Source organism: Leeuwenhoekiella nanhaiensis (assembly GCF_002744755.1).
GTDB classification, from domain to species: Bacteria; Bacteroidota; Bacteroidia; order Flavobacteriales; family Flavobacteriaceae; genus Leeuwenhoekiella; species Leeuwenhoekiella nanhaiensis.
In genome coordinates this window covers 190,196-212,317 of sequence record NZ_KZ319290.1, presented here as the reverse complement: position 1 = coordinate 212,317, position 22,122 = coordinate 190,196, and the positions used below count along the sequence as shown (strand labels likewise).

The following is a 22,122-nucleotide window of genomic DNA, read 5'->3' as shown; positions in this document are numbered from 1 at the left end:
ATCATCTAGTGCTATGCCTATGAAAACTTTCATACTTACTAATAAAAAGAAATTTATACTTGCAGGACTTGCCATTGCTTTGAGTGTTAGCTCCTGTCAGGAATACTTAGATGTAGAACCGCAAGATAAACTGAACTCAGATCAGGTTTACCGGGACGTTTTTGATGCAGACGCTGCCATTATTGGCACCTACGGGAAATTCATGCAACTAGCCGAAAAATATGTTTTGCTAAACGAGCTACGTGCAGATTTAATGGCTACTACTCGTAATTCTGATCCCGAAATGATTGCCCTCTCTGAACATGCTGTGACAGCAGACAACCGTTATGCAAATCCTAAAGATTTTTATGAGGTTATTCAGAATTGTAACGACAATCTGAAAAATTTCGATATTATGCTGGCAGAGAAAAAGTTTACCCAAACTGAATACAATCAGCGCTACTCAGATATAGGTGCTTTGCGTACCTGGGTGTATCTTCAATTGGGTATTCACTACGGTTCAGTCCCTTACATTACAGAACCCATAGAAAATCTGGATGATGTGCGCGATACTGCACTATATCCCCGTATTCCTTTTGAAGAATTGATTGATGAGCTTGTCGCATTTACAGAAGGTTTTAGTTACACCAGTCCCTATTCTACAGATAGTTCACTAGTCATTAATGTTGACGGCTACAATACTGCAAAGTTTTTTATAAATAAAGAATGTCTTCTTGGAGATTTGCATTTATGGGACAACAATTACACTCAGGCAGCCATTCATTATAAGAACGTGATGGAAACCGGAACGATGAGTGGCAATGATTCTGAGCGGTTTGACACCTATCGGGTAAAATTTGCAGAAGTAGCGACAAATAATGACCTCGCTGTGGGTTACCTGCGTTTCAGGGAACAGGATAGATTAGCCCTGATAGACAACAATTCACAAGGTTGGCGCTCTATGTTTGCCCGTGACCGCGATGTATTATGGAATACGGAATGGATCTGGTCGTTGCCTTTTGACAGCAATTTTGCCCCAAAAAATCCATTTATCAATTTATTTTCAAATCAGGGCGGGGACTACCTGGTCAAACCTTCTCAACGCGCCATTGATTTGTGGGAAGATCAAACCCAGCGTAATGGGTTTCCCTATGATGCACGTGGAAAACGCTTCAGTTATAACGTGATAGGCGGAGATGAGGTAATAATGAAATACCTCTATAAATTTTTAGATCCCGTAACGCAAACGCCTATAGATCTGTTTCAAACAGATGGAGAATGGTTTTTATACAGAGCAGCAAAATTACACCTGCGCTATGCCGAAGCAGCAAACCGGGACAATCAAAGCCGTATTGCTGATGCTCTTTTAAACTTTGGTATTCAGAGCGAATATACCGTTCCCGGGGTGACAGACAAGACAGATATTGAGCAAACCTTTGAGCCATTTCCCTACAATTTTGATGCGCGTGCCGGTGACTTCCCCAGATTCAGGGCAGACTGGCATCGTAACGGCGGGATACGTGGCAGGGCCTATGTGGAACGAGCAGAAGTTGTAGGTGACAGCGTCATCTCTATAGAAAATAACCTCATCGAAGAAGCTGCCTTAGAGCTTGCTTACGAAGGAAACCGATGGGGCGATTTAGTACGCATCGCGTTGAGAAGAAATGATCCCTCATTTCTTGCAGATCGCATCTATGAGAAATTAAATGCCGAAGGAAACGCTCAGGCGGGTTCTGTACGTACTAAACTCATGGTACGCGAGAACTGGTATTTACCTTTTGTTTGGAATGAAGAGGAATAGATTTTTTGTGCCAAGAATTCTATTTGATATCAAGATAATGCTAAGGTTAACAGCCTTAGCATTATTGTTTGGCTTAACCACTTCTTGCAAAAAATCAAACGAAAAAGATGCAGAAGCGACCCCTCTCACAGAAAAGCCAAACTTTTTAATCATCATTGCCGATGATGCAGGCTGGAATGATTTTAGCTTTCACGGTTCAGAAATAGAAACACCCACTTTAGACAGTCTGGCTCAAAATGGTCTCATCCTTGAGCGCTTCTATACCTACCCCACCTGTTCCCCTGCACGCGCGAGCTTCCTTACGGGAAAACCAGCAAGCCGAATGGGCATTGTTGCACCTATTAGCGACAAGAGTGAACTCAAACTACCCGATAACATTACAACGCTTCCGCAAGCCTTAAAGAAGCTGAATTATCAAACCGCTTTAATAGGAAAATGGCATTTAGGTTTAAAACCTGAAAATGGACCTAAGGCATACGGCTTCGACTATTCGTATGGGTTCTTGCATGGCCAGCTAGATCAGTATGATCATACCTATAAGAATGGGGACAGCACCTGGCACAAAAATGGTCAGTTCATAAATGAAAAAGGCCACGTCACCGTTTTACTTACACAGGCGGCTGTAAATTACATCAATCAGCAGGAAGAAAACTCAGATCCTTTTTACCTGCAACTGGCTTACAGCGCACCTCACATTCCCTTACAAGAGCCAGAGTTATGGCTTAAACGGTATGACACTATAAAAAATGCCTCGCGTAAGGCATATGCCGCAGCAATGTCTCATATGGACTCAGGTATCCATAAAATTCTTCAAAAACTAAAAGAGAAAAATCTGACCAAAAATACGGTTGTCCTCTTTTTTAGCGATAATGGGGCTCAGGAGGAGTGGATACCCACAACACAATATTCAGGTAAATTTGAGCCCAATTACTCCCTGGGAAGTAATAAACCACTTAGGGAGTTTAAAACCACAAATTATGAGGGCGCAATACGGGTCCCCGCCTTCATTTCCTGGCCTAAACAAATAAAAAGAGGCGTTACAAGTAATGTTACTACAGTTACAGACTGGATGCCAACGTTTCTCCATTGGGCTAATGCTGAAAAAATTCCTCCTTCAGTTGAGGGAGAAAATATTAGCTATTTACTTAATGCCAATAAAATTAACCGGGCTGATCCGGTTTACATACGAGGGCATATACAGGAATCTGTAATGGTATACCCGTATAAGTTAATACGAAGCAGACACAGAAATTCAAAGCCCGAATATGAGTTATATGAAATTGAAAATGACCCAGGCGAATCAACTAATCTTTCAAATCAAAAAAAGAAAATACTTCAGGACCTTCTACACATACTGGAACTGGAGTTTGTGAAAGACTCGCCGATAATCAATAAAGAATTACCTAATTAAATTTTAATGATCACACATTGCTTTACCATGCAACTCAAACCGGGCTTTGAAGATGAGTATAAACGTCGACACGATAACATTTGGCCTGAACTGCAAGACCTACTCTCCGAGTCGGGCATTGAGGAATACTACATTCACTTAGATGAAAAAACGGGAATTTTATTCGCCTTTCAAAAACTAAAAGCAAATCATACCACCTCTGAATTACCTCAGGATCCTATCGTAAAAAAGTGGTGGTCCTATATGGCGGATATCATGAAAACAAACCCTGATAATTCTCCGGTTGAAATAGGACTTAAAGAAGTATTCCGGCTTAAGCCTTCTTCCTGAAAAAATGGTTATTTGCTTTTACCCTCGCCTTTGAAGTTTTGCGAGCTGTTTTTAAAGAGTACGTTAAACGTGGTTAAACTCCCGTAAATACGGGTGATGTATTGCTGCAGATCTATTTTCTCCTGATCGTCAAGATTAGAACTGCTATTTATTTTTTGCTCCATTACCCGGATGCGATCCCGTACCATAACTATTTTGTGGAAAAACGTGTCAATAGGAATTTCCTTTGGGGCAAGACTAGAATCTGCCGGACTTAAAATAAGCGTACCGCCCTTATATTTATCAGCAATAGGTACAATTTCAGATATGTCAGAATACTGCTTGAGCATCTCACGAAGGGTACGTTCTACCTCATAAAAACTGATGGTGTCAACCTCGTCTTCCACGGCTTCTATAACTTCAAAATCCTCATTCAAATCTAAAGTCTCGAGACCGCTGTCAATAAAAGTTACCCAATAGTGTTTTGAAGTGACGTTTGTGACAACTCCACTACCGTATTCTTCATGCTTAATGCGTGAACCTATACCCAATAACATATTCCTAATTTTGATTAATTGATAACTGAATTTACAGATTCAAAATTAAAGTTTCTTATCAATCATTTCATACTGATAATATTCTTCTTTCACACTTTCAAAATTGAGTCCGTATTGCACCAATAAGCCTGTTGCAATAATAAAGAAAAAGCGATCAAAGAAATAAAACATATCAAATTCAAAATAATAGGCAAACAAAGCGGCGATGTCTGAGAAAATAAATCCGAATGCGAAAAATGTGTATAAAAGCGACCTGTTGCTGTTGTATTTGTTATTATATAAGATAGCCTGAACTCCTAAAATCATCATAGAAGCCCCGTAAACGTAAAAGAGTACCGGTTCTAGACTATCGTGAAAGGTATAGGTGACCATTTGCATATTCATTATAATATACAATGTGTAGGTATTTAAGGCTACCAAAAGACCGGTCACAAAAACAACTCCTGGTTTAAATTTAAGTTTGGAAAATTTTGGCAGTCGCTCTAAAACGATGGTGAGATAACAGAGTGTTCCAAAAATAAGATAAAGCTTATAACCCCAGGCCTGCTCATAGAATTGAAAGAAAATATCTCTTATAAATAAAAGCCCCAATGCAGAAACCGTCCAAACATTTACTATTCTATTTACTAAACCATAGTATATCCCAAACACGAAAATGCTCATCAGTCTGGTGAGACGGCTGGTTTCTAAATCAAATAAACCAATAACCCCAATGTTAAATATTAAAACTAGGGCTAGAATGATGAAGAAAGTAGTCCGGGACCTGGAGTCATTTTCTGAAAACATTTAACGTTACAAGTATTAGGGGTTTATACAACTATAATATACGTAAAAGGTTTACATATGGTTTTCAAAAAACTAAAAAAATTAAAAATCAACAATAACCCCTATTCCCAGTTGTTGTTTCCACTGTATGCGCGCACCCATAACCATTTCCTCTCCGTCAACATTGGTTTCGGTGATCTTAATATCATTATCGTAGCGTAAATGGGACCCCAGTTTAGCCAGAACAAAACTATTTACCTTGAAATTGAAATTAAGTTCCCAATCTACATCAATGTTTCCAAAACTGTTTAGGTAATCCGTATACAGATTTATAGAATTCGTGAAATTAATATTCTCCATCAATCGCGCTTTCCAAATACTTTGCAGCAAAATACCTAATTCGCTGTTGAAATTCTCACCCTCTTTGATGATGTTACCATCGGCGTCACGCACAGCAGGTTCTACGCCAAATGAACCAGTATTAGCCAGCGTTTGGTCTAAAACGATTGTGGACTTATAGGTAAGTGGAGAAGCATAAACCGAAAGGTTATCTATACGCTTACCGTACTCGCTTCCTACTCCCAAAAACACATAACCGGGAGCCATGAATTGAGATATTGGAGTTTTATTATCGGGATACTTATAGCCGTTTGTAAATTGAGAAGCAAATCTAAATTTTGCTGAATAATACCAATTAGAAATGGTATCGCGACGGTATCCAAAGTCTGAAGTTACCTCAAGCTGATCATCGGTTTTTCTGATCTCCCTGCCTTCCTGACTATTTATCCCATAACGACCTAAAAATTTATTCCGCCATTTTGTTTGATCATCGGTGTAATTGCGTTCCAGTTTTACTTCCGCGAGGCCCGAAAAAGAATTGGTACCACCCGAATTCCAATTAACAAATGCAACTTCACTCAAATCAACACCTGCCTGATTTTTGGTAACCCAATTAGTTTCCTCTTTTTTATTAAAACGTTCATTAAGTGCTTTAACCGTGCTTTTCTTTATAGGTAATGGAAAGGCTACGTGTTGGGCAAATATTCCGCCAGACAAAAGCGATAAACAAAGAACTAAACAAAAAGATAACTGTTTCAAAATAGGCGCATTATAAGATTCTAATAGGTAAACGTTCCAAAAGTGCTTTTAATTGTTAGCTGTTTTCTATCGGATGCTTCTACCCTTCCAACAATCTGGGCGGGAATATTAAAAGACTCAGAGATTTTGATAATTTGATCTGCAATTTTGGGGTTTACGTAAAGTTCCATTCGATGCCCCATATTAAACACCTGATACATCTCGCGCCATTCTGTATTACTTTCTTCCTGAATGAGTTTAAAAAGCGGTGGCAGCTCAAACATATTATCCTTTACGATATGTAAGTTGTCTATGAAATGAAGAATTTTTGTTTGTGCACCTCCACTACAGTGAATCATTCCATGTAACAGACTACGGTCAACTTCCTGAAGAATTTTCTTAATCACCGGGGCATAGGTACGTGTAGGTGACAAGACCAGCTTACCGGCGTCGATGGGGCTATTTTCAACTTCATCCGTTAGCTTTTTTGATCCGCTGTAGACCAGTTCTTCAGGTAGAGAGGCATCAAAACTTTCCGGATATTTTTCGGCTAAATATTTATTAAAAACATCGTGACGTGCCGAAGTTAAGCCGTTGCTGCCCATACCTCCATTGTATTCGCTTTCATAGCTTGCCTGCCCGTAGCTTGCAAGCCCTACAATCACATCGCCCTCTTTAATTCTTGAATTATCAACGACATCAGCTCTTTTCATTCGGGCTGTTACGGTAGAATCTACAATTATAGTGCGGACCAGATCCCCCACATCAGCGGTTTCACCACCAGTGCTTTTGATGGTTACTCCATGTTTCGCCAGGTCTGCTATGAGCTCTTCGGTACCGTTGATTATTGCTGAAATGACTTCGCCCGTAATGAGATTTTTATTTCTACCTATAGTTGAGGAAAGTAAGATATTATCTGTGGCTCCCACGCAAAGCAGATCATCCACATTCATGATAAGCGCATCCTGAGCAATTCCTTTCCAAACCGAAAGATCACCGGTTTCCTGCCAATACATATAGGCGAGTGAAGATTTAGTACCGGCGCCGTCTGCGTGCATCACGAGACAGTGCTCATCACTACCTGTCAGATAATCTGGGACTATTTTACAAAAGGCTTTAGGGAACAATCCCTTGTCTACATTTTTTATGGCTTTATGAACTTCTTCTTTACCTGCAGATACCCCGCGCTGGGCATAACGTTTTGAAATCTCTTCACTCATTCTTTGTGGCTATTTGGCAAAAGTAAGAAGTAAACTACCTCGGGGCAAGCCTTCAGGGAAATGGTTAGAAACTAAATTTCAAATTCACAACAAACCACTGGAAATTTCACCCTACAGCGGCGCCAATAAAAAAAACGCCCTGAAATTTCAGGACGTTTTTAAAATGTATTTAAAAAGGTTATCACTCCCAATCTGGCATAAATGCGTTTGTAAAAAGTAATTGAACCGGATTTGTACTGGAGGAGGCAAACTCAACTTTAAAAACCTCGGGGACTGCCCCTGTGTTATTAGAAACTCTTGTAAATATTACAGCTCCTTCAGTAGGCGAAAAACTAGGATCAAGATCATTCTTACCCGATGGTGTATTTTCAATTATCTGATTAGTTACTTGCGTATTAATATCATAAATGAACAAACGGCTTCTAAAAATCCTGTAGCTATCATTTTCAGAGCCTGAAATATCTCTTGAGAAGATTACCCTGTTAGCATTGGCGTCAATATCGAGTCCTCCAGCAGCGCCGGGCTCGTTTTCAAGAATGACATCAACCACGCTTTGTGAACTGAGACTAACCGTAAAAATACGGGCATTGTAACCTTGATTATTATTGGTCTTTATAACAATTAGGTTATCGTCAAAATCGGCTGCTGCTACTTCGCTTATAAAAGAACCATCATCTGTTTTATAAATTAGGGTTCTTCCCGAACCATCAAAGTTTATACTGTATAATTTATCAAAATGAGGATAATAAATTTTGCTCCCATTTTGTGCCCAGGTAAAATCAAGATCACTTATTCTAAAACCATTAACAGGCACATCCTGAGTCAGCTGTTTTTGCTCTGAACCATCAAGATTCATAGTAAAGAGATGCGTATTACCCCCTACTGTTCTTAAAAAGGCAATCTTACCAACTTCGGCATTCTTCCGGGGTCTAAAACTATTTTGATCAAAATCAGTTAAAGCTACCTGTTCAGAACCATCCTCACTGGAAGAGAAAATAACAGCATTTGAATTTATTATTCTTGCGAAATGATAATCTTTGGCACTATAACCCTCAGTTGAAAATTGAGCAGTCTCGCTTCGAACAGGTTCATTAATTTCATCAGAAACTATAATTTGCCAAACATAAGATGTTCCTCTATCTAAATCTGAAACCGTATATGTAGTGTCTGTCAAATTCTCAAAGCGTTCAATCGAGTTTTGACTTATATTACGTAATTCTAAAACATAACTTAGGTTGTCTTCGTCGTTTGCTCCAGAAGTCCAAAGAAATGTCACTTCACTTGCCAATTCTTCACTAGTATCTGCGGGACTTACTAGCTCAGGAGCCAGTGGCGCTTCATTATTGACGGTGCTAACTTCAAGCTCAAAAACAATGTTGTTTACCCTGCCCTCTTCGACCTGAGATGCTTCAAATGCTGTCACATAACCATCTAATTCTGCCTGAACGGAATATTGACCGGCTTCAACGTCAGTTATAGTGAAATTACCATCGGCATCTGTAAAAACTGTATTAGAAACCGGGTTTGAGCTGATTTTCACATTTTCGAGAGGTAAATTTTCTCCTTCGGTAACCACCTTACCTGTAATAGTACCTGTACCAAACTCACCAATTGGATCTTCAGTACAGGAAATCGCCAGAAGCAATACGAAACAGTGTACTATATATTTAATTTTCATCCCCATTAATTTTCTAAAGGTTTATCTGTGCTTTTTGATTTTGAACTGAAACTAAAGTGGTATTGCAGACCTAAACCAAAATTGTAATAGAAGTCTGTGTACTTCCCACTCTCTATCCCATCCAATTTATCTGAAAATGGAATATTGTGTTCAGCCCACAAGCGCATACTGAACTTTTTACTTAGGTAATAATTTACTCCAACTCCATACTGTACTTTACCCTCAGCATTAGAAGTATCAACACTTGAAGATTCATCACTTGCCAATTGTGCCATCAGGCCTCCCCCGGCATATACAAAGGGAGCAAGCTTGTCGTTCTTCAACAGGTTAAATTCCAAATTCAAATCAAGGTGCCCAAAGGTTTCATCATACGCTGTTCCTCCTTTTAAATTGAAAACCCCGGCTTTTAAACCTACCGACATAAAATCTGTCAACGAGGTATTATATCCCAGTCGTATTAGAGGTGTAAGTTCGCCATTGCCATAATCTCCCTTATAAAGAGCACCCCCTAAATCTAGTGTAAATGAATTTTTAAGATTCTGATCAAAGTACTCACGTTCATAAAGACGGGTAGATTCTTCTAGTTTCTTCTCCTCCAGATATTTCTCTACCAGTTTATCATTAAGTTCATTACCTGATTTAGTAGACCATAGCCTGTCCTGTATCCCTTCAACAATGAGTGCGTGGACTGCTTTCTCTATTGCCTCTTTCATCGCCAATTGAACAGGCTCGTTTTTTGTATAGCCTGTTTCTACTTCTAATAATCGTTGGAAGTTTACATACCTAAATAAACTTGCATCAATAGCCTGCGAAAGAATTGTTTTGGATATATATACTGTTTTAAGAACTTTTCCACTTGAAGTAGATACCGCTCTCAAATAAACGGTGATTCTATCCTGCCTGTATTGAGTTGAACCGCCAACACCAAAATATCTGGCTCCCAGGCCTCCGGTTATAATATTTGAATCGTAACTTATAATTCCACCCTCTAAAAGCACCCCGGCATATAGTAAGGGCGGAAGGTTTGGCTCATTAGGATTGCTATTTTTTCGATATTCATCACGTGTAGATCTGATGATATTGCGCTCATTTAAAAGATTCCCCAAATTTTCGCGCTCTATGGGCGTAAACCATTTAGAATCCTCTAAAGCTTTTATAAGCATGGTTGTAGCTCCTTGCGATACGGCCGTGCTAAATGTACTCCCGTTTTCAACATTCTTATACTGACCGGTTTGATCTTTAAAATTGTAGACTCCCGCAACTATTGGTTCCGCAGGCTCAGGAAACTCAACAAGTTTTGCACTATAGCCTGATGTTTCACCTATACGCGCATCTTGATTCATTATAGGCTGATTAAAATAAGCTCCGCAGGAAGCAAACAAAAAGCCACACGCAATGTGTGTAACGACTCTTTTTAAATTCATCACATTATTGATTTGGTACAATGATTTGGGTCTGCTCCCCAGTATTGGTGTCTAAAATGTTTATGACTAATCCTTCCTGAGACTCGTAGACCTCGAGAGCTAAGGAACCAAAATTATAGGTACCTGCTTCTAGCCCTTCTCCTATTTGAGAAGCAAATAAACCACGGGAAATCTGACTTAAAAGTTGCCTATTAAGATTACTTGCAAATTGTTCAAGTTCAGATTGCCTACCAAAGCGGTCATTATCATCCCTGGGATCTGTAAATGAATTTTGGGCGTTTGCAGAGCTCAATAACCACTGATAATTAAAAGTCTCACCACCAAAATTGGGATTCTTTGGCTGGTAAGTAAGTTGTTGCCCGTAACTTAAAGCTCCGACAAATAGACAAATTGCGAAAAGTAATAATTGCTTCATAATATTAATAACGTTGTACTGTATTCTGGTTTTTGTCGTTAAATTCAAGTTGTCGCATAACCTGCATAATGGCATATTGCGACATTTGCTTTAAGTATTCTGAAGCAGGTCTTATAAAGAATTCAAAAACCCTTTTCTCTGCTACGTATACTTCTATTTTTGTGTTACGCCCTAAAGCCAAGACCTCTTTGATGGTGACAATATCTTCACCATTTATATTTTTTGAAAGATAGTTTGAATAAAACTCTTTGTAAAAGTCACTTCCTGGTTTTGTTTTGGTATCCTCAACAACAATACCTCTTAAAACAAGACCGTCCTCCTTTGATTTAGCAACATCCAGATCAGAATTGGGCTTAATTACAGTAACTGACGTGTCGTCTTCAGCAAGCACCCCATTTTTAATCACTTTACGATCTTTTCCGACAAGGTTACCATCTGTATCATATACCAGAAAAAGTACAATCACATTCAAATTATCATTAGCTTGAATAGATTCAGATAATACTTCTAATCGCTCATTAGGATTGAGCACGATGCGACCTTCGGTTTCCTCCTTTTGAAGCTCATTATCTCCGCTTTGCGGATAAATAATTGAGAATTTGTATTGTATGCTAGTATTGATTGGGGTTTTATTTGATATTAATCCTTTAAAAACAAGCATTTGATTTTCTTCAGCTAGATCAATTTCACCCGAAACCTCTTTATTGTAAAATTGCCCTTTGACAACGCCTGTGGCGAGAAGAATGAGAAGAAATATTAGCTGCCTAAAGCTCATTATAAAAAATAATTAGTTGAAATTTCGAACTATTAAGCTTTGACCATCTCCTGTCATAGTAATTTTCATAGTCTCTGAAATTGAGTTCTCCCCAAAGACATTGATATCCTGATTATTACCATTTTGAATAAATGAGCTATTTACAATTGTGTTGTTAAAAAAATTGTATTTGGTAAACGTGTTTTGATCGCCATTTTGAGTTACAGAAACATTAATTCTATCCGCGTTATCAACCATTCGAATAACATTATTTGAACCATTCTGGTTCAATGCTAATTCAATGTCTGTAGAATTTGCTGATGTCTCTATTATATTGTCTGTTCCCACCTGAAGAATAAAAATGCTGGAGTTTTCAGTTTGTTTTACAGGCAGTTGCAACTGTTTTATCGAGGTATTATTGAGCTGATAAATAACGGCCTCTTCCAGTTCTTGTCCAAAACCAAAAAAAGACATCATAAAAATCGATATCGCAACTATACTTTTGAAACCTTCTTTCATAACTGCTTGTTTTTAGTTAGAAAATAAAACGTACACCCTTCAAGATATTGATTTTTTTTGCAAAAAATTTAATTTGTCAAGATAAAAATCAACAATGCAATAAAATGGTATTACTAAATTCTCTTATTCATTAAAATTTAAAGCAGCATGAATTTCGACTGACTAAACAAGCGATCATCCATACTGCCTTAAAATTTAATGGCTTTAATTAGTTTGACTGAGTAACACTTGAAGTATTACCATTACCTATTTGGGTAACTGTACTTATGTGACTTGCCCCACTCTGCATAACTGAACTCATATTACCATCACCTGTTTGTGTCACTATACTTCTGTGAAAGTCTCCTACTTGCTGCGTAAATGACGTGTTTCCGTTTCCGGTTTGCAGCTCAGTAGCTGTATTGTAAGCTCCTTCCTGTACGATTTCAGCAGTATTGTCGTCTCCTACTTGAGTTTGAGAGGCATCATTATACCCACCAAAAAATGCAAGATTCTGGCTTGCAGAAGCTTCATTACCATTTCCTTGCTGATTCTGATAAATCTCATTCATATCTTCTTCCATAGCAGCAAAAGCAGTGTTGTCATTACCTGTTTGCTCTTGTAAAGAAATACCTCCTCTAGATGTATATATAGAACCAGAAACTGCACCTTGTTCGGTAGTAGCTTCATTACCATCACCTTCCTGAATAATATTAGCCAGGTTATCTGTACCAAACTGACCAATATCAGCATAATTACCGTCACCTGTTTGTCTGATAAATCCATCATTATCATCGCCTAATTGATAAAGTTCGGCCTCATTGTCATCTCCAATGATATTAACCCCATCTCCTGGTAAAAAGCTATCTCCCTGATTATTGCGATCACCTATCTGTTCAACAGAAACAGCGTTTCTATCTCCAGACACATCAACTAAAATGTTGTTTTGTGATCCTTCTTGAATGACATCAGACGTATTATCAGTACTGCTGTTACCTGCAATTTCCACTACAGAATTGTTACTTACACCATCCTGATCAAGAGTGGTAGTGTTAGTATCCCCAAAAATACGGGTTACTGACCTGTTGGTCATTCCGGCCTGATCTACAGTACTAGAATTGCCAGAACCATTTTGTGAAACAACGTTTTCGTTGCTTTGAGCAAAGGCCAAAGAGCCAAGCATAAGCGCACTAGCGCATAAAATAACTTTTTTCATAATTGAAAAGTTTAATTAATAATATATAGAATGGTTAATAAATTGTAATCTGAAATATCTGGAACTGGCATCTACAGATATTTATTTAAGGGGAGAAACTATCAGGAAGCATTGTTTAAAGGGGAACTTCCTAACAGAATAAAAATAGGACAAAACTTATAAGCCTCTGCTTTTTGGATACCTTATTCGTTTAAATACAAATATCTTCGAAATAAGTCTACAAAACGTCCACAAACTATTTAAGGGAATATCTCTAAGGCCTAAAAATTTTGAGGTGAGATAAACTTATTCAGACCTAAAAATTTAAAAACAAAAAGGCTTACGAGAATGTCTCGTAAGCCTTCATCAGTTTTATTAAAGAATTAGTTTGTTTGAGTAACTGTTGCTGAATTCATATCTCCGGTTTGAGTAATAGTGCTCATCTGCATATTTCCTGACTGAAATACATCTGTCATATTACCGTCACCCAATTGATTAATAGTACTGATTGAACCGTAACTTCTAACATTCATCGGGCTTTGATTTCCTTGGGCTACTGTATTCATATTACCGTCACCGGTGCTCACAATAGTTGACTCATTATCACTACCAAACTGATCTACACTTGAATTGTTAGAGTTTCCTGTTTGATCAACATCAGAAGTATTCATCGCTCCTCCAAATTGTCTAACATCTGCACGGTTTGCATCTCCAACCTGAGTTATGAAGCTTTCATTAAGATCGCTAAGTTGTCTAGTTCTTGCGCGGTTATCATCACCTTCTTGATCTGTTATAGCAAGGTTGTAATCACCTCTTTGTATCATAGTAGAGGTATTATCAGATCCTAATTGGTCAGCATCTGCCATATTGTTATTGGCACCACTTGCTAAAGAACTGGTTTGATCAATTGTAGAAGAGTTTCCAAAACCATTTTGAGATGTATTTGCCACGTTATCATCACCAATTGTGGTTACTGTAGAAACATTAGAACCGGCACCTCTTTGAGCAGTTCTGGCATCGTTACCATCTCCGGTTTGGTAAATGTAAGACTCATTGTCATTGGAAAATGTAACTGTAGATCTGGCATTATTATCATTTCCATCCTGATCAATAATACTCGTATTACGACTACCTATTTGTTTTACATAGGCGTCATTCTCATTTCCAACGGAGGTGGTAGTAATGATGTTGTCTTCCCCGTCTTGAGATCTCGCAAACGAGTAATTGTTATTGCCTGTTTGAACAATTGTCGCTTCGTTGCGCTTAATCTTAAATGGTTGAGACCCGTCGTGCTCTACAATAGACTCATTGCTCATGCCCGTTTGGGTTACAGTAGCAACGTTAGAAGTTCCGTTTTGTAAAACATCGCTGTCATTACTTTGTGCAAATGCTACTGCTCCAAACATAAGAGCACCAGCACATAAAATAACTTTCTTCATAATAGAAAAATTTAATTAATAATATATAGAATGGTTAATAAATACTTATTTAAATATCCGAAATATTGAAATAAAACAGATGTTTGCTTAAGAGGAGAGAAAACTGTTTAAAAAAACTCGGACTACATAAAATTAAGGATAAATAGCTATGGCCAAGCCATCTTAAAGCTCTTATTCGTTGAAATTCAAATATTTTCGACCAGCTAAATTCTATTCTAAAGTTATAAACTCAAAATCTTTATTGGTAAGAATAAATTACTCGTTTACGGCTTTTAGAATAAAGAAAAGGCGAAATACTATCGCAAAAAAGCCGTCTAAATATTAGACGGCTTTTGTACTCTTCAACTCCATTAAAGATTAGTTGCTTTGAGTTACTGTTGAGGTGTTAAAGCTTCCCATTTGGGTAACAGTACTTATATGACCTGAACCAGATTGCATAACAGTGCTCGTATTGTTATTACCAGATTGCATAACAGTGCTCCAATGATCCATACCGTTCTGCATAACAGTTGAAGTATTTGCTGTGCCATTTTGTGTTGACATAGACGTATTCATACTTCCCATTTGATCAACATCTGCCACGTTAGCCGCTCCATCCTGATAAATTTCCGAAGCATTATTTGCTCCACTCTGGTTGGTATCACCTACGTTACCTGTTCCAATTTGCATTATTGTGGCATCATTTTCTGACCCCCACTGATAATTGAGAGCAAAGTTACCATCACCATCCTGATCGATATCAGACATGTTAAAATTGCCAGCTCCCTGAGTCACTGTAGCTCTATTGCCGTTACCCTGGGTGTCAATGTCGCTTTCGTTATCACTACTTAATTGCGTAACAAAAGCACGGTTGTCATTACCTAATTGTGTGGTAGTAGCAAGATTTCTGTTTCGTCTTTGTCGAATTGTGGAATTGTTGTTAACTCCGGTTTGTTCTACAACTGCATCATTATCTACAGCTCCGGGAGAAACACTACCAGACTGATCTACGTTAGATTTGTTAATAGAACCTACTTGAGTCACCATAGCATCATTACCGTTCCCGGCTTGATTCACTATACTCTCATTAGATTGCGCAAATGTTATTGCACCAATAAATAGCGCCGCAGCGCTTAAAATAACTTTTTTCATAATAGAAAAGTTTTAAAATTAATAATATATAGAATGGTTAATAAATACAATTTTTAAGACCTCGTGAATAAACAAAGTTGGAGAACGTCTATTATCAAAGTCAACTAGGGGAAGTTGGGTTGCGGAGAAACTCATTTCGTGAACAATTTTTTCTTTCAACGCTGTACGAATGTATGAAAAACTATTGCACATTTTTTCATTGAAAACTAAGTTTTCGATGAAACCCACTGGCAACGAAAACGTTATAATAACCAAATTACCGTCACTACTGGCCTTAAAAGACAATTAGGAAAAACACCCTTTCTTGAACCAAACGTATTCTTGTAAGAATAAAGCTACGTGATTTGTAGGTGTTAAAGGTAACTGTTAAGTTTTTTCATCAACTTAAAGTTAACATCTCAGCCTTGCTTAATGTAGATTCAGAAGCTCTCTATTTTTGGTAAGTGGCCATAATTTATCTTCCACAAGTAGTTCTAATTTGTCAGAAGCATAACGAATTTGATCAAAAAAGGGCAGCACGTTTTTAGTGTAAGAGACCGCGCGTTTGGCAACTTCTTCCTGATTAGCCACTTTTCGGGCTTCAATCATTTCAAAAGTCAGAGTATTTATAGTTTTGATATATTCTGAGATCTTTTCTATGAGAACGAGTTGCTCCTGACCTAGCTTTTTGTGATCGGCCCCAAAAATCTCTTTTAGCCCTTTTACATTTTTAATAAGTAAGTTTTGATAGCGTATCGCTGTGGGAATGATGTGATTCTGAGCGATGTTTCCCAGCACCCTGCTTTCAATTTGTATACGCTTTACATATTCTTCCAGCTCAATTTCGTAGCGAGCTTTTAACTCGATCTCATTCATGACACCGGTTTCTTCAAAGAGTTTGATTACCGGCCTGGTGATCTGTATGTTTAGCGCTTCAGGAGTGGTTTTATTGTTACTCAGTTTTCGCTTTTTAGCTTCAGCTTCCCAACTAGCGCTGTAGCCATCCCCTTCAAAACGTATCCTTTTCGAAGCTTTTATGTATTCCCGCAACACATTGAAAATGGCATCATCCTTTTTCATGTTTTTGGAATCAATAAGCGCGTCAACCTCATTCTTAAAGTCTGATAGCTGTCTTGCAACTATGGTGTTTAAAACGACCATAGGTCGCGAGCAATTGGTTGTTGAACCCACTGCCCTGAACTCAAATTTATTTCCTGTAAACGCGAATGGAGAGGTACGGTTGCGGTCTGTATTATCCAATAAAATCTCAGGAATTTTACCCACTACGTTCAGCTTAAGGTCGGTTTTTTCCTGAGGTGAAAGCTTCCCGTCAGTTACCTTTTCAAGTTCGTCCAAAACTTTAGTAAGCTGTTTTCCTATAAAAACTGACATTATTGCCGGCGGAGCCTCACTAGACCCCAGACGATGATCATTAGCTGCTGAAGCTACTGAGGCCCGTAATAATTCTTCATTATCCTGAACCGCTTTAATGGTATTTATAAAGAAGGTTAGAAACTGCAGGTTTTTTGTGGGTGTGGTTCCCGGGCTTAACAAGTTGATTCCGTTATCAGTCATCAACGACCAGTTGTTATGCTTTCCGCTTCCGTTGACTCCCGCAAAAGGTTTTTCATGAAATAGCACTTTAAGATGATGCCGCTCTGCGATACGATCCATCAAATCCATAATTAAGGAGTTGTGATCTACCGCAAGGTTGGCTTCCTCAAAAACAGGAGCCAACTCAAACTGATTTGGCGCCACCTCATTATGCCGCGTCTTAACGGGAATACCTAATAACATACATTGCTGCTCCAGATCTTTCATAAAATTAAGAGCGCGAGTGGGAATGGAGCCAAAATAATGATCATCCAATTGCTGACCTTTTGCCGGAGCATGACCCAACATGGCGCGACCGGTTTGCATAATATCCGGTCTTGACGCCGCTAAAGCCGCATCAATTAGAAAATACTCCTGCTCCCAGCCCAATGTCGCCGTTACCTTATTTACACTTTTATTGAAATATTGCGCAACGGCAGTAGCCGAACTGTCAATAGCGCCCAGCGCCCGCAGCAAAGGTGTTTTATTATCTAGAGCCTCGCCGGTATACGAAACGAACACCGTAGGAATGCATAATGTAGTATCTAAAATAAATGCCGGGGAAGAGGGATCCCAGGCAGTGTAACCCCGTGCTTCAAAAGTATTTCGAATCCCCCCGTGTGGGAAGGAAGAGGCATCAGGCTCCTGCTGAACCAGTTGAGCCCCGTCAAATTTTTCCATCGCATTACCGTCCAGATCAGTTTCAAAAAACGCATCGTGCTTTTCTGCAGTTGCGCCGGTAAGCGGTTGGAACCAGTGGGTATAATGGGTTGCCCCATGTTCCAGAGCCCATTGCTTCATGCCCGCCGCGATGCTATCAGCCATCGCGCGTTCTATTTTTGACCCCGTATTAATCGCATCTTCTACCGCTCTAAAAGCTTCAGCAGACAGCACTTGTCGCATCGCTTTTTTTCCGAAAACGTTATTGCCAAAAAGAGCAGATCTGTGCTGATTTTCAGCTATTTGTATTGGTTTTCGACTATAACTTTCCTTTAAAGCAAAAAAACGCAGGGTGTTCATAATGGGCTTATTTTTATGAAATACTAAATTCAACCCTGCAAAAATATATGATTTCGCAATATACCCCCAAATTTTAAGGGGGTTATTAAATTTTTTCCGTTAATAAGATGGCCCCACCCCCCTTTTGAAAAATACCAGATATTAAAGAAATGTTATATTTGCATTCGTTTAATTCAAAAAATTTAAAAACCAATTTATTATGGGCAAATCAAAATTAGAGTATATCTGGCTTGACGGCTATACGCCAACAGCCAACTTAAGAAGTAAAACCAAGATCGAGGAAGACTTCAGCGGGAAGCTGGAAGACTGCTCTACCTGGTCATTTGACGGTTCTTCTACCCAGCAGGCTGAAGGTGGTTCTTCAGATTGCTTACTTAAGCCCGTTGCTATATATCCAGATCCTGCTCGTAGAGATGGGTATTTGGTAATGTGTGAAGTTCTTAACGCTGACGGAACTCCTCACCCGTCTAATGCTCGCGCACAGATTGATGATGAAGATGATGATTTCTGGTTCGGTTTTGAGCAGGAATATTTCATTATGGACAAAGCTACCCAATTACCACTTGGTTTCCCTGTAGGTGGATATCCAGGACCTCAAGGTATGTACTATTGCTCTGTAGGTGGAAAAAATACACACGGAAGACAATTTGTTGAAGAGCACGCAGATCTTTGTATTGATGCCGGTCTTAACTTTGAAGGTATCAACCAGGAAGTTGCAAGCGGACAGTGGGAATTCCAATTGTTTGCTAAAGGAGCTAAGAAAGCCGGTGATGAAATCTGGGTTGCTCGCTATCTGTTACAACGTCTTACTGAAGATTACGGATGGTATATTGAGTATCACCCAAAACCAATCAAAGGAGACTGGAACGGTTCTGGTATGCACGCCAACTTCTCAAATACTACCTTAAGAACTGCAGGCTCTAAAGATGTATACGAAACGATTTGTGAGGCTTTCCGTCCGGTAACCAAAGAACACATCGAAGTTTATGGTGAGTTTAACGATCAGCGTCTGACCGGTAAGCACGAGACTGCATCTATTCACGATTTCTCTTACGGAATTTCAGACCGTGGTGCTTCAATTCGTATCCCGATCATCACTGTTGAGAAAGGATGGAAAGGATGGTTAGAAGATCGTCGTCCTGCTTCAAACGCTGACCCATACAAAGTAGCAGGTCGTATCGTTAAGACCGTAAAAAATGCAGAGAAAAAAATCTAAGGATTTTTTAGACTGATACAATTAAAGCCCGCAACTTGCGGGCTTTTTTATTTGTGACTGTACCAAAAGAAAATTCAGTTTTTTAAGTAAGCTAACAGACCTCTAAGTAAAGATCACCTCTTAGCTAAACGCCAAACCTATAAAAACACAATAAGCAGCAAAAAGAATAAAACCCTTCCAGCGGTTGAGCTCCATTTTTAAAGGCAAATAACCTAACGGAAGCAAAACGATTGCAAAGCCTAAAAGCCAAAACATATTGGTATCGAGAATACGCTCATCTACTACCTGAATAGGCGTAATAAGCGCGGTAAGTCCTAAAACTGAAGCGATATTAAAAATATTTGAACCTATAAGATTACCCAGAGATATAGCCTTTTCCTTCTTAAGCGCAGCTATCAAGGAAGCTGCTAGTTCAGGAACACTGGTTCCTATAGCAATTACGGTCACCGAAATCGCATAATCACTTACCCCAAGAGAAGTGGCCAGATCAGTCGCCCCCAGAACCAGCCATTCAGACCCAAAATACAGAGCTGTCGCTCCTATCAATAACCAAACGACAATTTTAAAATAGGAGGTTTTAGACAAACCCGCATCAAGCTCATCATTCTGACCTTCTTCGGTGGGGCGTGCAAGTTTTGCTCTACGAATCAATACTATTAGATATATAACCAGGGAAACAACCAAAATAAAGCCTTCGAGCTTAGATAAGACTCCGTCATTAATTAAAGCCAGATAAAGTCCTAAAGAAAACAGGACCATCACGGGCCAGTTAAATCGAAAAAAATCAGAATCAATTCCCAGGGTTGAAATGATGGCTGTTAACCCCAAAACCAGGGCTATGTTTGCAATATTACTCCCTATTACGTTGCCCAAAGCTATATCTGGCAGTCCCTCCAGGGCAGCCTGCAGGCTTACTAACAATTCAGGAGCTGAAGTCGCAAAAGAAACCACGGTAAGACCTATTACCATTTTAGAAAGATTCAGTTTAAACGATAATCCTACAGAAGACCGCACTAAAAATTCTCCTCCCACAACCAACAAGGTCAAACCAATTAATATGTAAAAAACACTCATTTAAAAGTCAATTAGGGTGATTTGCCACAACCTTTACTGATTTGGCGTGCGCGAAGATACTAACTGCGTTTAGATTGCAGCCGCTCCCTTTTCGCTTTGCGAAAGTGCCTGCAGTAATCTTACCGCTTCAACAGCAGGTTTTACATCGTGAACCCGGAGAATAGAAGCGCCTTTTTGAAGCGCAATCGTATTTAAGACAGTGGTTCCATTTAATGCTTCAGCAGCCGAAACATCTAGTGTTTTGTAAATCATCGATTTGCGCGACACGCCAATCAAGACCGGTACGTCAAGCATCTGCAACTGTTCAGCCTTATTCAAAAGTTCAAAATTGTGTGCTGTAGTTTTTGCAAAGCCAAAACCGGGATCTACAATCAGGTCATTGATACCCAACGCACGTGCCGCAGCAATCCGTTCGCTCAAATAGTAAATCACTTCTTTGAGCAGGTCATCATATTGCGCCAGATTTTTCATCGTCTGCGGAGTGCCTTTCATATGCATCATTATATAGGGAACCTGAAGTGCCGCAATGGTGGTAAGCATATTTTCGTCAAGATGTCCTGCTGAAATATCGTTGACTAGTGCCGCTCCTGCCTGCACGGCCTCTTTTGCCACTTCACTGCGAAAAGTATCTACAGAAATCAAAAGATTGGGGAAATTCTTTATTAAAACCTCAACAACCGGAAGCAATCGTGAAAGCTCTTCATCTACCGAAATATGATCTGCTCCGGGCCGCGAACTGTAGGCCCCAACATCAATAAAATCGGCACCTTTAGCCAGCATTTTCTCCGTCTGAGCTAACACAGCATCCGTATGTGTAAACCGACTGCCTTCATAAAAGGAATCGGGCGTCAGGTTGAGAATTCCCATAACCCGGGGCGTAGATAAGTCAATTAAATTTCCTTTGCAGTTAATGCTTGCCATATAATGCCTTTCGGTTTTTACAGATTGCGTATTTTTAGGCGAAATTTACAGAAATTCGTCCAGCCTGACTGTAAAATCGGGCTTTAAGAGCGAAAAGAGCAGCAACAACCCATTCATGAAGCAGACTTCAGCACAATACGACGCAGTGATTACCACCTGCCGCGATTTGTTTTCCAAAAAAATGAGCGACTACGGCAGTGCCTGGCGTATTTTGAGATTACCCTCTTTAACCGATCAGATTTTTATAAAAGCACAACGCATACGCGGGCTACAGGAAAATGCGGTTCACAAGATTGATGAGGACGAAAGCGCTGAGTTTATAGGTATCATCAATTACTCGGTAATGGCGCTTATTCAGCTGGAAAAAGGCGTGGTAGAACAACCCGATCTCAATCTGGAGGAAGCTTTAGAAGCTTATGACCGGCACGTAAAGATCACCAAAGAACTGATGCTCAATAAAAATCACGACTACGGCGAGGCCTGGCGTGATATGCGCATCAGCTCCCTTACCGACTTAATTTTGCAAAAACTGCTGCGCGTAAAACAGATTGAAAACAACAAAGGCAAAACGCTGGTTTCTGAAGGTATTGACGCCAATTATCAGGATATGATTAATTATGCGGTGTTTGCCTTAATTCATATTGAAGAATCTAAAACGGAATAAAT

20 protein-coding genes are annotated in these 22,122 nt (G+C 39.3%); 5 read left to right on the top strand and 15 right to left on the bottom strand.

The window, feature by feature from the left end:
• Positions 1–19 precede the first annotated feature (19 nt).
• From CJ305_RS09820 to rhaM, 3 genes are read left to right on the top strand one after another with little or no spacing between them, the layout of a single operon-like run.
• Positions 20–1,780 (top strand): RagB/SusD family nutrient uptake outer membrane protein, encoded by a 1,761-nt coding sequence (locus CJ305_RS09820; protein ID WP_099646257.1) that lies wholly within the window; start codon positions 20–22, stop codon positions 1,778–1,780.
• Between the two features lie 37 nt (positions 1,781–1,817).
• Positions 1,818–3,191, top strand: coding sequence for a sulfatase-like hydrolase/transferase (locus CJ305_RS09815; RefSeq protein WP_099646090.1), 1,374 nt, complete (start codon positions 1,818–1,820; stop codon positions 3,189–3,191).
• Positions 3,192–3,197: 6 nt separating this feature from the next.
• Positions 3,198–3,521: an L-rhamnose mutarotase gene (gene rhaM, locus CJ305_RS09810; protein ID WP_099646089.1), complete on the top strand. Its 324-nt coding sequence runs from the start codon at positions 3,198–3,200 to the stop codon at positions 3,519–3,521.
• A gap of 8 nt (positions 3,522–3,529) precedes the next feature.
• Here the strand turns inward: rhaM and CJ305_RS09805 are convergent, their stop codons facing one another.
• The 13 genes from CJ305_RS09805 to CJ305_RS09745 all read right to left on the bottom strand — a co-directional run bounded on the left by CJ305_RS09805 (position 3,530) and on the right by CJ305_RS09745 (position 18,245).
• Positions 3,530–4,057, bottom strand: coding sequence for a hypothetical protein (locus CJ305_RS09805; RefSeq protein WP_099646088.1), 528 nt, complete (start codon positions 4,055–4,057; stop codon positions 3,530–3,532).
• A gap of 45 nt (positions 4,058–4,102) precedes the next feature.
• Complete coding sequence (locus CJ305_RS09800; RefSeq protein WP_099646087.1) at positions 4,103–4,843, bottom strand: hypothetical protein; 741 nt, start codon at positions 4,841–4,843, stop codon at positions 4,103–4,105.
• 81 nt (positions 4,844–4,924) lie between these two features.
• Positions 4,925–5,920, bottom strand: coding sequence for a DUF3078 domain-containing protein (locus CJ305_RS09795; protein WP_223248849.1), 996 nt, complete (start codon positions 5,918–5,920; stop codon positions 4,925–4,927).
• A 20-nt stretch (positions 5,921–5,940) separates the two neighbouring features.
• Positions 5,941–7,119, bottom strand: a complete 1,179-nt coding sequence (locus CJ305_RS09790) for an AIR synthase related protein (RefSeq protein ID WP_099646085.1) — start codon at positions 7,117–7,119, stop codon at positions 5,941–5,943.
• Positions 7,120–7,300: 181 nt separating this feature from the next.
• Positions 7,301–8,797 (bottom strand): carboxypeptidase regulatory-like domain-containing protein, encoded by a 1,497-nt coding sequence (locus CJ305_RS09785; protein WP_099646256.1) that lies wholly within the window; start codon positions 8,795–8,797, stop codon positions 7,301–7,303.
• Between the two features lie 5 nt (positions 8,798–8,802).
• The gene (locus CJ305_RS09780; RefSeq protein WP_099646084.1) at positions 8,803–10,221 is read right to left on the bottom strand and encodes a CsgG/HfaB family protein; all 1,419 of its coding nucleotides are present in this window, start codon (positions 10,219–10,221) and stop codon (positions 8,803–8,805) included.
• A gap of 4 nt (positions 10,222–10,225) precedes the next feature.
• Entirely contained in the window at positions 10,226–10,636 is a 411-nt protein-coding gene (locus tag CJ305_RS09775; RefSeq protein WP_099646083.1) for a curli production assembly/transport component CsgF, read from the bottom strand.
• A gap of 4 nt (positions 10,637–10,640) precedes the next feature.
• Positions 10,641–11,411 carry a CsgE family curli-type amyloid fiber assembly protein gene (locus tag CJ305_RS09770; protein WP_099646082.1) on the bottom strand — a complete coding sequence of 257 codons (771 nt, stop codon included), beginning with the start codon at positions 11,409–11,411 and terminating at the stop codon, positions 10,641–10,643.
• 12 nt (positions 11,412–11,423) lie between these two features.
• Complete coding sequence (locus tag CJ305_RS09765) at positions 11,424–11,909, bottom strand: hypothetical protein (RefSeq protein WP_099646081.1); 486 nt, start codon at positions 11,907–11,909, stop codon at positions 11,424–11,426.
• Between the two features lie 208 nt (positions 11,910–12,117).
• A complete protein-coding gene (locus CJ305_RS09760; RefSeq protein ID WP_099646080.1) occupies positions 12,118–13,104 on the bottom strand; it encodes a hypothetical protein in 987 nt (328 codons plus the stop codon).
• A gap of 362 nt (positions 13,105–13,466) precedes the next feature.
• The gene (locus CJ305_RS09755; RefSeq protein ID WP_189319421.1) at positions 13,467–14,489 is read right to left on the bottom strand and encodes a hypothetical protein; all 1,023 of its coding nucleotides are present in this window, start codon (positions 14,487–14,489) and stop codon (positions 13,467–13,469) included.
• 390 nt (positions 14,490–14,879) lie between these two features.
• Positions 14,880–15,578 carry a hypothetical protein gene (locus CJ305_RS09750; RefSeq protein ID WP_189319420.1) on the bottom strand — a complete coding sequence of 233 codons (699 nt, stop codon included), beginning with the start codon at positions 15,576–15,578 and terminating at the stop codon, positions 14,880–14,882.
• Positions 15,579–16,061: 483 nt separating this feature from the next.
• Positions 16,062–18,245: a glutamine synthetase III family protein gene (locus CJ305_RS09745; protein WP_099646077.1), complete on the bottom strand. Its 2,184-nt coding sequence runs from the start codon at positions 18,243–18,245 to the stop codon at positions 16,062–16,064.
• Between the two features lie 199 nt (positions 18,246–18,444).
• Between CJ305_RS09745 and CJ305_RS09740 the strand changes: the two genes are divergently transcribed.
• Entirely contained in the window at positions 18,445–19,461 is a 1,017-nt protein-coding gene (locus tag CJ305_RS09740) for a glutamine synthetase beta-grasp domain-containing protein (RefSeq protein ID WP_099646076.1), read from the top strand.
• A gap of 120 nt (positions 19,462–19,581) precedes the next feature.
• Here the strand turns inward: CJ305_RS09740 and CJ305_RS09735 are convergent, their stop codons facing one another.
• Both CJ305_RS09735 and folP read right to left on the bottom strand, forming a co-directional pair.
• Positions 19,582–20,535 (bottom strand): calcium/sodium antiporter, encoded by a 954-nt coding sequence (locus CJ305_RS09735; protein ID WP_099646075.1) that lies wholly within the window; start codon positions 20,533–20,535, stop codon positions 19,582–19,584.
• 69 nt (positions 20,536–20,604) lie between these two features.
• Positions 20,605–21,456: a dihydropteroate synthase gene (folP, locus tag CJ305_RS09730; protein ID WP_099646074.1), complete on the bottom strand. Its 852-nt coding sequence runs from the start codon at positions 21,454–21,456 to the stop codon at positions 20,605–20,607.
• 115 nt (positions 21,457–21,571) lie between these two features.
• On the opposite strand from folP, the gene CJ305_RS09725 reads away from it, so the two are divergent.
• Complete coding sequence (locus tag CJ305_RS09725) at positions 21,572–22,120, top strand: DUF1599 domain-containing protein (protein WP_099646073.1); 549 nt, start codon at positions 21,572–21,574, stop codon at positions 22,118–22,120.
• Positions 22,121–22,122: the final 2 nt, after the last annotated feature.

Coding starts and splice junctions, on each gene's coding strand:
- CJ305_RS09820 (WP_099646257.1), top strand. CDS start 20: ATGAAAACTTTCATACTTACTAATAAAAAGAAATTTATACTTGCAGGA.
- CJ305_RS09815 (WP_099646090.1), top strand. CDS start 1,818: ATGCTAAGGTTAACAGCCTTAGCATTATTGTTTGGCTTAACCACTTCT.
- rhaM (WP_099646089.1), top strand. CDS start 3,198: ATGATCACACATTGCTTTACCATGCAACTCAAACCGGGCTTTGAAGAT.
- CJ305_RS09805 (WP_099646088.1), bottom strand. CDS start 4,057: ATGTTATTGGGTATAGGTTCACGCATTAAGCATGAAGAATACGGTAGT.
- CJ305_RS09800 (WP_099646087.1), bottom strand. CDS start 4,843: ATGTTTTCAGAAAATGACTCCAGGTCCCGGACTACTTTCTTCATCATT.
- CJ305_RS09790 (WP_099646085.1), bottom strand. CDS start 7,119: ATGAGTGAAGAGATTTCAAAACGTTATGCCCAGCGCGGGGTATCTGCA.
- CJ305_RS09785 (WP_099646256.1), bottom strand. CDS start 8,797: ATGAAAATTAAATATATAGTACACTGTTTCGTATTGCTTCTGGCGATT.
- CJ305_RS09780 (WP_099646084.1), bottom strand. CDS start 10,221: ATGAATTTAAAAAGAGTCGTTACACACATTGCGTGTGGCTTTTTGTTT.
- CJ305_RS09775 (WP_099646083.1), bottom strand. CDS start 10,636: ATGAAGCAATTATTACTTTTCGCAATTTGTCTATTTGTCGGAGCTTTA.
- CJ305_RS09770 (WP_099646082.1), bottom strand. CDS start 11,411: ATGAGCTTTAGGCAGCTAATATTTCTTCTCATTCTTCTCGCCACAGGC.
- CJ305_RS09765 (WP_099646081.1), bottom strand. CDS start 11,909: ATGAAAGAAGGTTTCAAAAGTATAGTTGCGATATCGATTTTTATGATG.
- CJ305_RS09760 (WP_099646080.1), bottom strand. CDS start 13,104: ATGAAAAAAGTTATTTTATGCGCTAGTGCGCTTATGCTTGGCTCTTTG.
- CJ305_RS09755 (WP_189319421.1), bottom strand. CDS start 14,489: ATGTTTGGAGCAGTAGCATTTGCACAAAGTAATGACAGCGATGTTTTA.
- CJ305_RS09745 (WP_099646077.1), bottom strand. CDS start 18,245: ATGAACACCCTGCGTTTTTTTGCTTTAAAGGAAAGTTATAGTCGAAAA.
- CJ305_RS09740 (WP_099646076.1), top strand. CDS start 18,445: ATGGGCAAATCAAAATTAGAGTATATCTGGCTTGACGGCTATACGCCA.
- CJ305_RS09735 (WP_099646075.1), bottom strand. CDS start 20,535: ATGAGTGTTTTTTACATATTAATTGGTTTGACCTTGTTGGTTGTGGGA.
- folP (WP_099646074.1), bottom strand. CDS start 21,456: ATGGCAAGCATTAACTGCAAAGGAAATTTAATTGACTTATCTACGCCC.
- CJ305_RS09725 (WP_099646073.1), top strand. CDS start 21,572: ATGAAGCAGACTTCAGCACAATACGACGCAGTGATTACCACCTGCCGC.